Origin of the sequence: Paraburkholderia dioscoreae (assembly GCF_902459535.1) — a bacterium.
GTDB classification, from domain to species: Bacteria; Pseudomonadota; Gammaproteobacteria; order Burkholderiales; family Burkholderiaceae; genus Paraburkholderia; species Paraburkholderia dioscoreae.
The window spans coordinates 2764005-2776462 of the sequence record NZ_LR699554.1 but is presented as its reverse complement, the minus strand read 5'-3'; the positions used below and the strand labels follow the sequence as shown (position 1 = coordinate 2776462).

11 protein-coding genes and 1 pseudogene are annotated in these 12458 nt (G+C 63.4%); 8 read left to right on the top strand and 4 right to left on the bottom strand.

Features of this window, described 5'->3' with window-relative positions:
- Window positions 1–287 precede the first annotated feature (287 nt).
- On the top strand, window positions 288–596 hold the full coding sequence (locus tag PDMSB3_RS32590; RefSeq protein WP_165189101.1) for a DUF4148 domain-containing protein: 309 nt from the start codon (window positions 288–290) through the stop codon (window positions 594–596).
- 73 nt (window positions 597–669) lie between these two features.
- On the opposite strand, the pseudogene PDMSB3_RS32585 reads toward PDMSB3_RS32590, so the two are convergent.
- Window positions 670–893 (bottom strand): annotated as a pseudogene (locus PDMSB3_RS32585) (hypothetical protein); the annotation flags it as partial.
- A gap of 382 nt (window positions 894–1275) precedes the next feature.
- Here PDMSB3_RS32585 and PDMSB3_RS32580 point away from each other — a divergent pair.
- Complete coding sequence (locus tag PDMSB3_RS32580) at window positions 1276–2529, top strand: MFS transporter (protein WP_007178017.1); 1254 nt, start codon at window positions 1276–1278, stop codon at window positions 2527–2529.
- A gap of 81 nt (window positions 2530–2610) precedes the next feature.
- Entirely contained in the window at window positions 2611–3042 is a 432-nt protein-coding gene (locus tag PDMSB3_RS32575; protein WP_007178016.1) for a response regulator, read from the top strand.
- Window positions 3043–3182: 140 nt separating this feature from the next.
- Here PDMSB3_RS32575 and PDMSB3_RS32570 read toward each other — a convergent pair whose 3' ends face one another.
- Window positions 3183–3512, bottom strand: coding sequence for an ArsR/SmtB family transcription factor (locus PDMSB3_RS32570; RefSeq protein ID WP_007178015.1), 330 nt, complete (start codon window positions 3510–3512; stop codon window positions 3183–3185).
- Between the two features lie 88 nt (window positions 3513–3600).
- Here PDMSB3_RS32570 and PDMSB3_RS32565 point away from each other — a divergent pair, with 88 nt between their 5' ends.
- The gene (locus tag PDMSB3_RS32565) at window positions 3601–4698 is read left to right on the top strand and encodes an NADH:flavin oxidoreductase/NADH oxidase (protein ID WP_007178014.1); all 1098 of its coding nucleotides are present in this window, start codon (window positions 3601–3603) and stop codon (window positions 4696–4698) included.
- Between the two features lie 374 nt (window positions 4699–5072).
- Window positions 5073–5750, top strand: a complete 678-nt coding sequence (locus PDMSB3_RS32560; protein WP_007178013.1) for a dihydrofolate reductase family protein — start codon at window positions 5073–5075, stop codon at window positions 5748–5750.
- A gap of 84 nt (window positions 5751–5834) precedes the next feature.
- Here the strand turns inward: PDMSB3_RS32560 and PDMSB3_RS32555 are convergent, their stop codons facing one another.
- Window positions 5835–6599: a DUF4410 domain-containing protein gene (locus tag PDMSB3_RS32555; protein WP_165189099.1), complete on the bottom strand. Its 765-nt coding sequence runs from the start codon at window positions 6597–6599 to the stop codon at window positions 5835–5837.
- 845 nt (window positions 6600–7444) lie between these two features.
- Here PDMSB3_RS32555 and PDMSB3_RS32550 point away from each other — a divergent pair.
- The 3 genes from PDMSB3_RS32550 (at window position 7445) to PDMSB3_RS32540 (ending at window position 10199) form a co-directional block, all read left to right on the top strand.
- The gene (locus tag PDMSB3_RS32550; protein WP_007178010.1) at window positions 7445–7867 is read left to right on the top strand and encodes a phasin family protein; all 423 of its coding nucleotides are present in this window, start codon (window positions 7445–7447) and stop codon (window positions 7865–7867) included.
- A gap of 599 nt (window positions 7868–8466) precedes the next feature.
- A complete protein-coding gene (locus PDMSB3_RS32545) occupies window positions 8467–8916 on the top strand; it encodes a DUF2844 domain-containing protein (protein WP_084747688.1) in 450 nt (149 codons plus the stop codon).
- Between the two features lie 11 nt (window positions 8917–8927).
- On the top strand, window positions 8928–10199 hold the full coding sequence (locus PDMSB3_RS32540; protein WP_007178008.1) for a DUF3443 domain-containing protein: 1272 nt from the start codon (window positions 8928–8930) through the stop codon (window positions 10197–10199).
- Window positions 10200–10290: 91 nt separating this feature from the next.
- Here the strand turns inward: PDMSB3_RS32540 and PDMSB3_RS32535 are convergent, their stop codons facing one another.
- Window positions 10291–12150: an adhesin gene (locus PDMSB3_RS32535; protein ID WP_165189097.1), complete on the bottom strand. Its 1860-nt coding sequence runs from the start codon at window positions 12148–12150 to the stop codon at window positions 10291–10293.
- Between the last annotated feature and the right edge of the window lie 308 nt (window positions 12151–12458).

Sequence of the window (12458 nt, the reverse complement as noted above, 5' to 3'; positions counted from 1 at the left end):
CGACGGCGCCTCTAACGGACCTTGCTCCGGGCGAGCAGATCGACTACGCGGGCCATCGTTGCGGCAATCCGAATTTGTATGTGAAGACGCATCTGTGTGTTTTTCCGCGTCGGTAGCGCTGCATACTGCGCTGCAGGCGGCCTGTCAGCGGTTTACCCACATTCGGCAACAATCCTCCCCACGTGCGGTACTTATTCTCAAGTGCCTACCTTTCTAGACTGTCATTACCGAGTTACGAACAGGGTTGCTCGTAGCAGGACAAAGCAAAATCTGGAGGTAGAGTCATCATGAAGTCCCTTATTCAAGCCGTTGTGGTTGCCGCTGCTCTTGCAGCGCCGGTTGCCGTGTTCGCTCAGGCGAACCAGCCTGTCACGCGTGCGCAAGTGCGTGCCGAACTGATCGAACTGGAACAGGCGGGTTATAACCCGGCCCGCGGCGAAGATCCGACTTATCCGGCCGCCATTCAGGCTGCTGAAGCCAAGGTGGCAGCGCGTCACGCCGCGTCGGGTTTCGGCGGTGCGCCGAGCGGTTCGTCGGATGCGGGTCATCCGTCGGTGTCCAAAGCGGACTGGAATGCGATGTACGACCATCCGTGATGCGTGATGCGTGGATCTGCGAGCCCGCGCTGCGTAAGCCGGGATCGCAGTCATCCTGAACAGCACGCCGTTCTCAGCGGCGTGCGTGACTAACGGCCTCATCGACCAGTTCGGCGATGTCGTGAACATCCACCGTACAGCCGGCCTTGTTCTTCACGCCGCGCCCCCACGCCTGCACGTGTACGCCCGGCGTCAGATACTCGACGAGTTCGGCGGCGGCATACGCAGCGAGGTGCCGTCTTCCAGCAGTGCGCCGCGTAGTTCTCCCTTCGGTCCGTAGAGCGGCATGACGACTTTGACTGGCGAACGATAAGCGTCGGGGAACGGAGGTCATGAGTGCGCCGGGAAGGATTTGAGCTGGAAGGCAGCAAGAATCCAGCCCGTGCCCCGCCCTTTGCGGCAGGTGGATCGACGATCGCTGGAAGCAAAGGGCGCTGTCCGGCTGTTGCGCGGTTGGACACTGTCTGTCGACGAAACGGACAGGTGACCGGGTCGCCGCGGGCGGTTCCGCTTAGTCGCGACGGCACGCGCGCCAAAGGCATATGAATTGCGTAAGGCGGGCAGCCATCCCGGCACTTCTTGCCAGTGGAGTCGTCCGCATGATCCGGTCGCTACGCCCGATCCGTTCGCAACATGCCGCACGTGGGCCGTTCGACGCACGGGGTGCATCGTGAAAGCCATGCGCGCGCTCGAGGCGCTCAATTTCTTCGTGGCCGATGTGCAAGCCGGTATCGGACCGTTTCTCGGCGTGTTCCTGCAGGCGCGCGGCTGGGGCGCCGATCAGATCGGCACGGTCATGACCATCGGCGGCATCGCCGGCATGCTTGCCACTTCGCCGGCCGGCGCGTTGGTGGATGCGACGCGGCATAAGCGCAGCCTGATCGTGGTCGCGGGTCTGATGACCATGCTCGCCTCCGGCCTGCTCTGGATGTCGCACGGCTACTGGATGGTGGCTGCGTCCCAGGTGGCGACCGCGATCACCGGCGCGGCGATCGGCCCGGCGCTGGCCGGCATCACCCTCGGCATGGTCAGGCAACGCGGGTTCGACCGGCAATTCGGCCGCAACCAGGTGGCCAATCATGGCGGCAATGTCGTTGCGGCGGCGCTGTCCGGTTGGCTGGGCTGGCGTTACGGGTTCGGCGCGGTGTTTGTTCTGAGCGCGCTGTTCGGCTTGTTGTCGATCGTGGCCGTGTGGGCGATTCCGGGCAATGCGATCGACCACGACGCCGCGCGGGGCGCCGACGCGCGCTCGGACACTAACGATGCGCCTGCCGCCGCCAACCCGCCCGCGAGCGACCTGCGCGTGCTATTGCAATCCCGTCCGTTGCTGCTGCTCGCGGCCGCGCTCGGCCTGTTTCACCTTGGCAACGCGGCCATGTTGCCACTCTACGGCCTGGCGATCGTCGCGGCCCATCAAGGAGATCCGAGCGCGTTCACCGCGCAGACCATCGTGATCGCACAACTCGTGATGGTCGTGGCCGCGATGCTGGCAAGCCGGCTGATCCGCTGGCGCGGCTACTGGTGGGTGATCCTGCTGACCTTCCTCGCACTGCCGACGCGCGGGCTGATCGCCGCGTCGGTGATCCATGCGTGGGGTGTGTGGCCGGTGCAAGCGCTCGACGGCATCGGCGCGGGATTGCAGAGCGTTGCGGTGCCTGCGCTGGTGGTCCGGTTGCTGGAAGGCAGCGGACGCGTGAACGTGGGGCAGGGCATCGTGATGACCGTGCAAGGCGCCGGCGCCGCGTTGAGTCCGGCTTTGGGCGGAATTCTTGCGCACCGCTTCGGCTATCCCGCCGCCTTCATCGCGCTCGGCGCGGTGTCGACCGGTTCGCTGGTGCTGTGGCTGGGTTTCGGGGCGTCGCTCAGGCACGCCTGCGCGGCCGATGGCGGCGCGGCGCGGGAGGTGGCCGACGCAGCATCCGCGGCATCCTGACGCTTCGCATCGACCTTCGATGAGACCTTTGATGGTACGGGGCTTGCTGAGCCTTGGTGTTCTTATCGCAAGCTGCTACATATGTCCCGAACTCCGACTACTTGCCAACGGTGGAGCGCCCGCGAAATCCGGGTATTGCACGAAGTACCGCGCGTCCTGGTCGTGGACGACAACGTCGGCGCCGCCGAAGCGCTCGCCACCTATCTCTCCTACGAAGGCGTGGAGGCCCGCGCCGCCAATGGCTGCGAGCAGGCGCTGCGCTGCGTGCGCGACTGGGTGCCGGATGTGGTGGTGCTCGACATCATGATGCCCGAGCGCGACGGCTATGAAACCGCAAGCGCCCTGCGCAGCTATCTGCCGACGCACAGTCTGGGCATTGTCGCGTTCACGTCCCTCGATGAGGATCACGTCAGGGAAACCGGCAAAGCACGTCACAATTTCGACGGCTATTGTCAAAAAGGCACGCCCCCAACCGCGCTGCTCGCGCTGATGCGCAAGTTCTGGCGCGAATAGCGGCGCCACATGGAAGACGCGTGGGTTGCCTGCCGGGAGTTTCGGCGGGGCCGGGCAGAGGCGCCGGCTGGCTCACCGGCTGGCGCGACTCGCGCCGCGCCGGAAACCCGCTTCAATGACAACGGGTCAAGCGAAAGGCGTCAAGCCGGCTCGTTCAACGCCGGTTCCGCGACGATCTGCTTCAGAATCGCCTCCATCAAGCCCGGAAACCGGGCGTCCAGTTCCGAGCGCCGCAGTGAATTCTGATGCACGGTGCCGGCCACGCGCGTGCGCACGAGGCCAGCCTCGCGCAGGATCCGGAAGTGATGCGATACGCTCGACTTCGGGCGGCCGCCGTCGAGTTCGCCGCAGGTGGCCTCATCGACCGACGACAGCCGGCGGACAATCTCCAGACGGACCGGGTCGCTCAAGGCATGGAAGAGCCGTCCGAGCGTGAAGTCCTCAGCGGCGGGGTGGTTATAAGTACGCATGCTGCAAATGATAAAGGTTTCTGCGATACTTCGTTATTCGATGTTTATCGAACTACCGTACAAGCCAGTCTAAAAGGAGTTTAGCCAGATGTCCGCATTGTTCCAGCCCTACAAGCTCAAAGACGTTTCCTTGCGCAACCGGATCGCCGTTCCGCCCATGTGCCAGTACTCCGCCGAAGAAGGCCTGATCAACGACTGGCACCGCGTGCACCTGGCCGGTCTGGCGCGCGGCGGCGCCGGGCTGGTGATCGTCGAGGCGACGGCCGTGTCGCCCGAAGGCCGTATCACGCCGGGCTGCACCGGCATCTGGACCGACGAGCAGGCGCAGGCTTTCGCGCCGGTCGTCGCGTCGATCAAGGCTGCCGGCTCGGTGCCGGGCATCCAGATCGGCCACGCGGGCCGCAAGGCAAGCGCCAACCGTCCGTGGGAAGGCGACGACCATATCGCCGACGACGACAGCCGCGGCTGGCAAACCATCGCACCGTCGGCAATCGCGTTCGGCGCCAATCTGCCCAAAGTGCCGAAAGCCATGACGCTCGACGACATTGCGCGCGTTCGCGAAGACTTCGTCGCTGCCGCGAAGCGTGCGCGTGACGCCGGCTTCGAATGGCTCGAACTGCACTTTGCGCATGGCTATCTCGGCCAAAGCTTCTTCTCGACGCACTCGAACCAGCGTGACGACGCCTACGGCGGCAGTCTCGAAAACCGCAGCCGCTTCCTGCTCGAAACGCTGGCGGCGGTGCGCAAGGTGTGGCCGGAGCATCTGCCGTTGACGGCGCGTTTCGGCGTGATCGAGTACGACGGCCGCGACGAGGAAACCCTCGTTGAATCGATCGAACTGGCGAAGAATTTCAAGCGTGAAGGGCTGGATATGCTGAGCGTCAGCGTGGGTTTCTCCACGCCGAAGGCGGCGATTCCGTGGGCGCCGGCGTTTCTCGCGCCGATCGCCCAGCGCGTGCGCCGCGAAGCCGGCATCCCGGTTTCGTCGGCGTGGGGCATCGACACGCCGGAACTGGCGGACGGGGCAGTGAAGAGCGAGCAACTGGATCTGGTGATGGTCGGCCGCGCGCATCTGGCCAATCCGCACTGGCCGTACCATGCGGCGAAAAAGCTCGGTATCGAGCGTCCGTCGTGGACGTTGCCGGCGCCTTACGCGCATTGGCTCGAACGCTACGCCGTCGCTTAAGTTTCCGCCTCACGTCTGTTGCAGTGTGTTGCCGATGTGCCGTTTGTCCCGCCGATTCATGTGCGGGGCAGGCGGCATATCTCGTCCTCCGTTTTCGCGCGAGCGCCCCGGCGCCGCGTATTCCACGCGCGCCGGCCCGCGCATGGCGCCCGCGGCGTTCCGTGAGCGTACGGCCTGCCGCTCAGCCACGCTTTTTCCACTCGCCGGCCGCTCGGCCAGTCACCGCTCAGATTCAGCGCTGTAGGCAGCGTGTCACACGGGCCTTTGCGTGGTCCGACGGTTGATGAGATGACGTGGTATCGATGATTGGCGCGTTGGCGGAACGCGATTTGCTGCACAGTCTTCTCACTGACCCGCACATGGAGGCTTGACGCATGAAACCCTATATCGTCGCGCATATGATGTCCTCGCTCGACGGCCGCAGTCTGACTGACGGCTGGCACCTCGACTATGCGTCGGACCTGTACGAAAACACCGCCGCTACCTTCGAAGCCGACGGCTGGATCTGCGGACGGGTGACCATGCAGGAGATTTCGCACGGCAAGGACTATCCGGCAGGGCTCGCCAGGGGTGCGGTGCCTCGCACCGATCATTTCGTCGAGCGCAACGCGGAGCAATACGCCATTTCGATCGATCCGCAAGGTCGCGTGGCATGGAAGAGCAACACGGCGCTCAAATCGCACGTAATCGAAGTACTGACCGAGCAGGTGGCCGACGATTACCTCGCCTATCTGCAATCGATCGGTGTGTCGTACGTGTTCGGCGGCAAGACCGGCATCGATCTCGACAAGGTGGTGCAAACGCTGGCGCGCGAACTCGGCGTGAAGAAGCTGATCGTGGAGGGCGGTTCGCACGTGAGCGGCGCGTTCGTGAACGCCGGTCTGGTGGACGAAGTGAGCGTGTTGATCCTGCCGCTGGTGGATGGCCGCAGCGCGCACCCTTCTTCGTTCGAAGTGGCGATGGAGAAGTGGCAGGCGCCCGCGTATCTGAAGCTCACGTCCGTTGAAAAAACAGAGCACGATGCGGTGTGGCTGCGCTATACGAAGGCTTGAAAAAGCCGCGCGGCAAGCGACTCTGGAGTCCACTTTGCCGCGCGCCCTTTACGCTTTTTTTTAGGCTACACCAGTGACTTGCCATCAACCGTGGGTGTGTTGCGTCGAGAGCCAGCCGCCGCTTACGCCGATCTCGCCGATCCGCCTCGCTACCGCGTCGGCGAGACGCTTCGCGTCCGCTGAAACACCGGCGTGTTGAGTTTCGGATACGGCATGCAAGCCGCCACCCGCCGCCGAAGTCGCGATACTGCCGGCCGCGGCGCCTACCCCCGCGGTCTCGATCATCCCGGGGGCCTTGCCGCTGTCCGCGCTGGCGTTGAACGTTTGCACCAGTCGCGGTGCGCCGCCCGCGGGCTTGTACAGAATCCGCACCGAGCCGCGCACCTCGCTCTTGCCCGCACCGAGGCCGATCAGTATGCGGCGGCGGCGACTGCCCGAGTCGATCGTATCGAAGCTGCCTTGCACGAGCAGCACATTCTGATCGGCGGGCGCGGGAATGTCCGAGCGGATGGCGCGCAGACCCATTGATTGCAATTGATGCACGATTTCATCGGCGACCTGCTCGCGGACTGCTGCGGCATCGGCGGCTTGCTTCTGCGCCGCGGACGAACCTTCGAGTTGCGTCTTCACTTTCTGCATCATGCCGCCGTCCAGTTTGACCTCGTCCGGGCTGGCGCTGAAAGTGTAGACATAAATATTGTCCGGCCGCACCTGGACCGGCGCGCTCGTCGCGCTTGCATTCTCGATGCTGCCGCCGGCGCAGCCGGTCAGCAGCGCGCTGGCGCAGACCAGCGCCATGCAGGCAAAACGGCCGGCGTTCTGTTTGAGGAATTTCACTGAAGTCAACATGTTCATCCTGTCGTCGGCACACGGTGCCGGTATGGCCGAACGGTTCTGCCGATGATCGGGCAACCGTAGGATCGTTGATCATCGGCGAAACGTCTCGCACGTGAAGCACGCTTGATCTCATGCGTTCTGTTCGTACGCACCGGCAGCGAAACGAAGTATGGGCAAGTCGCTTGCCGAACTCCATTCAACAATTATTTCGTCCTGTGTCACGGCGGAAAGAGACGTCGCGCGGGTCTTTCGCCCGTTACGCAAGCGATCGGGACGTGTCAGGAAAAATGAGGCTGTGCGGGTGAGGATCGACCGCGCCGGCAGGCGGGGTGAAGTCGTACAGTGACGTGTGCGGCTCCCTGTGTATCGGGCATCAGCTCAGGGCGAGCTTGATGATGCAACCAAGGACGAAAATCAGCAGGACGGCGGCGACTGCCATGTTCAGCGGATAGCGCATTCTTCTCGAGGACACCAGTGTTGCAGTGCTCATATCCTAATCACCTGACGGAAGATGAACAGTGGTCAGTGAAGCGTCAATGTGGGACAGCCAACGCAGCATGCCGAATGGTCGCGCGACGTGCTGGCGGGAGCGCTTCCAGTCGCAGATGCGAGCGGGGGTTGCCGCGCGGCCCCCGCGCGCCGCAAGCGCCGTTTATGACGTGCGGCACGAGCCAGGGTGTGTACGCTGGCGCATTGTTTCCGGATGGCGCATGATTGAAGCGATGTGCCGTCCGACCCCAGAACCCGTAGCCTCTGCGGAACGCGCGGCGCACGCGAAGCCGCCGGTGCATGCGTCACGGAAACACAACGCGGCAATGCACCGCCGGCGGGTACTCAACCGTTAAGGAGGATTTCGCATGGACCGACCTGACGCCGCCAATCCGTTTGGCGATTTCACCAAAATGCTGGAGCAGTTCAAGCTCCCCGGCTTCGACGTACCCGCCATCATGGAAGCGCGACGCAAGGACATGGAAGCACTGGTTCAGGCGAATCAGACGGCTTTCCAGGGGATGCAGTCGCTCGCGCAGAAACAGGCTGATATGTTGCGCTCGACCCTGAGCGAATTGCAGTCGCTGACAGGCCAGCTATCGGCCGGTGGCGCCGCGCCTTCGGGCAAAGCCGCCGAGTTGATCCAGCAGAGCTTGCACAAGTCGCTTGCCGATATGCAGCAGTTGGCGCAAGCGGCCTATCAGACGCAAGCCGAGTCGTATGCGGTGATCGCAAAACGCGTAGAAGAGAATGTTCAGGAGCTGAAGTCGCTCTTGCAGCAGAAAAAGTAGCGGACACGACGCGTCTGGCTCGAAACTTTTGAATCGAGCCAGACAGCGTTGCCGTTCGAACAACCGATGCCGCGGCTGACCTTCGAGTCATCCGCGGCATTTTTTTGTGCTGCGAATAGTCACTGCGCCGCCGTTTTCTGTTCAGACAAAAAAAGCCTTTGGGCGCCCGTATCGTCAGAGGAAAACGGTCGTGCGACGCGATCTTTTCAGCGTTCGCTTACATCGATCCCGCAATGCCGCGCGTGTGAAATTTTTTATGCGCGACGCAACGGCAATGTGCACCGTCGTTCGCTTTAAACGAGTAGCGAGGCGAAAAGATGCCCTCAAGCGGCGCCCATCGGTGATCTGGTCCCGAAAAATCAAACGCGCTCAAACGTCCCCGCGTGGCGCAAAGGTTTAAATCGTTTCGCAAACGATTACAGCGCGTCGCCGCGATCCCTAAAGTTTCGCGCCATCACTCCGTAGACGCATTCACGCAGCTTGACCCGTGTGAATGCCGCACCGGCACCACCGGCGAGGCGCGCCCCTAGTTTTCCGTTCGTGACCGGCTCGCCGCGTGGCCATGAGCGTTTCACCTCGAAGGAATTCTCTTGAAACCGATGCTCTATTCCCGCATTGCTCGCGCAATGCTCGGGGCCAGCTGCGCGCTGTCGTTTGCCGCGCACGCGACGCTCGGCCAGAACGTCAGTACTGTCGAGAGCGATCAGTCCCAGTTGCGCGCGCTGGCGCATACGGCCACTACGCAAAGCGCGTATTCAGTCCACCTGATGACGCTGCCGTCCGGCACGCAGGTGCGCGAGTACGTCGCGCATAACGGCATTGTGTTCGGCGTCGCATGGGAAGGTCCGACGCTGCCCGATCTGAAATCCATGCTGGGGATGTCGTTCGACACCTACGTCGCCGCCACCGCGACGCGCCGCGGTACGCCGCTCGCGGTTTCCAGCAGCGATCTGGTGGTCTACTCGGGCGGGCATCTGCGTGCGTTCGCCGGCCATGCGTATCTGCCGCAAGCGGTGCCGGTGGGCGTCGATGTCGGCGTCATTCAATAACGGAGCGGATCATGCGTGATACGTCTTCGTTCAAGACCCTGCTGTGCGCGGCGCTGCTCGCGTTGCTCGTCAGTGCCTGCGGCGGCGGGGGAGGCGGCTCTGGCGGTTCCGGCAGCACGGCCAACTCCGGCAGTCCGAACCCGGCCGGTCCCAACGTGATCAACACCTCGCCGTCATCGCAAGTGCTCGCCGCGAACGCCGTGCGCGTGACGGTCGACTCCGGCGTGAGCGACGTGCCGAACATGCCGTTCGTCAGCATCACGATTTGCGCGCCGGGCACGAGCCAATGCCAGACCATCGACCACGTACTGGTCGATACCGGATCGTGGGGCGTGCGCCTGTTTGCCTCCCAGTTGCCCGCCTCGATGACGCTGCCGCAACAGAAGGACGCCTCGGGCAATCCGGTCGCCGAATGCATGCAGTTCTTCGACGGCTACACGTGGGGCGCGGTAAAGCTCGCCGATCTGCAGATCGCCGGCGAAAAAGCCGCTGCGCTGCCGATCCAGGTGATCGATCCGAACTACGCCGCGCTGCCGGCCGATTGCGCAAGCTTCGGCGCGTCGCGCAACACGCCGGCCACGCTGCAGGCCAACGGCATTCTCGGTATCGGCGTGTTCAAGCACGACTGCGGCGCGAACTGCGTGCAGCAGGCGCTGGCCGGCACGTACTACGGCTGCAACGGCGCGACGTGCACGTCGATTCCGCTCGCCGAGGAACTTCAGGTCGCCAATCCGATTCCCTACTTCGCGACGGACAACAACGGCTCGATGCTGAGCCTGCCGACGGTGTCCGGCGCCGCGCAGTCGGTCAGCGGACAACTGGTGTTCGGCATCGGCACGCAGACCAACAATACGCTGGGCGGCGCGCAGGTGATCGGCGTGAGTCCCTCGAACGGAACCTTCACGACGGTGCAGAACGGCATCACGTATTCGCGCAGTATTCTGGACAGCGGCTCGACCGGCCTGTTCTTCCAGACCAGCGCGTTGCCGGTATGCGCGAGCCCGAACAATTCGTACTACTGCCCGGTGTCGACCGAGCAACTGAGCGCGATGATCAAAGGCGTGAACGGGACCACGAGCGCGGTGAATTTCAGCGTCGGCAACGCCACGGCGATCGCGCAGACGTATATCGGCAACTCGGCGCTGCCGCTGCTGGCTGGACCGGCGTTCGTCAGGTCGACGATCTTCGATTGGGGGCTGCCGTTCTTTTACGGCCGCAATGTGTACGCCGCCGTCGAGCAGCAGCCGACGCCCGGCGGCACCGGGCCTTACGTTGCGTATTGAATTCGCGTATTGAATTCGGCCTGCCGGATGTGAAACGGGCCGCGACGGAAAGTGTTCCGTCGCGGCCCGTCAGTCGAGGCAGGTTAGCTTCCTAGTTGTCGTCGAGACCGTTCAGCAACGCCAACACGGCTTCACCGAACGCTTCGGGGCGTCCCGTGAAAATGCGCTCGACGGTTTTTGAGTCGATCAGGCGCCGGCGCAGCGCTTCGCGCTCATCGTGCTGTTCGGCTAACCGCGCGGCGGCACGCACGTACTCGCCGGTCGAGTGAGTGGTCAGCCATGACGGCAGTCCGGCGCGTTCGAAGAGGCCGCTGTCGATATGCTCGAAAACTTCCCGTCCGCACAGGTTGACGCCGGGCAGGCCCATCGTGAACGAATCGACGATACCGTTGGTGTTGCCGAACGGGAACGGGCTCACGAACATGTCCATTGTGTTGAGCACTTTCAGATAGGTCGGGTAGTCGAGCGAGCCGTACACGTCCACGCTCGGTTCCGGCAACGTCGCGTGAATCGACTTTCTGACGTACGCCAGATCGATGCTTTCGCTCCAGCATGTCATGAAGTGGAATTTGACCGGCACGCGAGCGGTATCAACGATCGTCTTGCAGGTTTCGAGAAAGTGCGGATTGATCTTCATCGCACTCGCGGTCACACCGATATTGACGACGTCGCCGCGCGCAGGAACGGACGGCACGATCCCGGTGAGCAGTTTCGACGGCACGTACGGTTGCCCGTCCTTCGGCAGACGCAGCATTTTTTCACTGAAGCACGCCGGGTCGCCGACGAAATCTTCTTCCACGCTCACATAGTCCATATGCGCCGCGTGCATCGTAGCCGGATGGCCGAGACCCGCGATCTGCAGCGGCGCGACGCGCAGGTTCGACAGAAAGATCGTATGCGAGAACATGCCGACGCTCGGCATATAGAGCACCTCGGGCTGCTCGCGTGTGGCGAATTGCTGGATCTGGCGAATGCAGTCGCCGATGTATTCCGGATGCTCGAATTCGACGAAGCGGTCGAAAATCTCGCGCCCGGTTTCGTCCACATGCTGCGCCTCGCCGAACGCGACGACTTCGAAACGGCGGCGCGCGGCGAGCATGGTGCGTGAGTGGGTGCGATAGATCGAGTGGCCGCCCGTGAACCATTCGAGGACCACCAGCATCACCGGCTTGCGGCCCGGCTCGCGTTGTATAGCCGGCGTACGTGGGATGCTCGCCTCATGGTCGAGCAGTCCGAGCGTATCCAGCTTCCTGCGAACCAGCTTGTTGATGCTGCGCTTGATCGCGTGCCGCTCGGGCGAGAGCGAATAACTGCAATGCATGTAGGCGCCGCACACGGCGGCGGTCGGCAGGTCGTCGAGGTCTTCGATGGTGTCCAGTGCGCCCGGCAGCCAGTCGAGCAGCCGTTCGCGTTTCGCGTGCGCGGCGGGCGAGATATGCACGGCCGCGCTCACGATCGAAATACCGAGGCTTGTCGCAAGCACCGGGTCGCACCGGTGGAGGTCGGCGAAGTCGATGTCGTATTGCGAGCCCGACGTGTAGAGCACGAGTTGCTTGCGGGTGAGTGCGTCGCGCGTGGCGGCGGAGTCGCTGTGCCGCGCGGTGTCGAGCAACGTGCGTACGATGTGATCGGTCGATCCATACGACGTCACGGCGAAGATCATGTTGATCCACGGCCGCCCCCAGAACATGATGTTCATCTTTTCCGCGGCGAGCGTGTACTCGGGCGCCGAAAACAGCGCCGTGAAGCCGTCGGCGATGCGCTGCAAGGTGCGCAGCGATGCTTCGTCGCCGGGCGAGTTCGGACTGCTGCGGGCAAAGCGCTCGCTGCCGAGCGTGCCGCGCTGTTCGGACAGCGTTTTGAGCAGCGCGCAGAACTCCTCGTGCGCGGCGTCGTAGTCACGGGACTGGATCTGGGATTCGAATCGATCGAGGGAGAAATCTGTGCTCATCGCTAGGGTCGAGGGTGAACGGCGTGCATTGTTCCGCACGCGCGTTGTGTTCAATGACAGGAAGGCGGGCGGCGGGCACGCGTGATACCCAGGTCGGAGTGCGACGCGTGAGTCAAAACGCGTTGAGCCGAGCGGGGGGCGATTTCCGCATGCTGTGTGTGCCGCCAACGGAATCCGATTGTCAGAGAATTCGACCGGGCTGCATCTAGGAAGACTCTTATTTTGAGAAAGACTTTTAAGAGCGACCTTGATGCGAGGCAGCGGTCAGCGCCGCCGCGTGGCCCGCTTGGGCTGGGCTGTCTGGACGG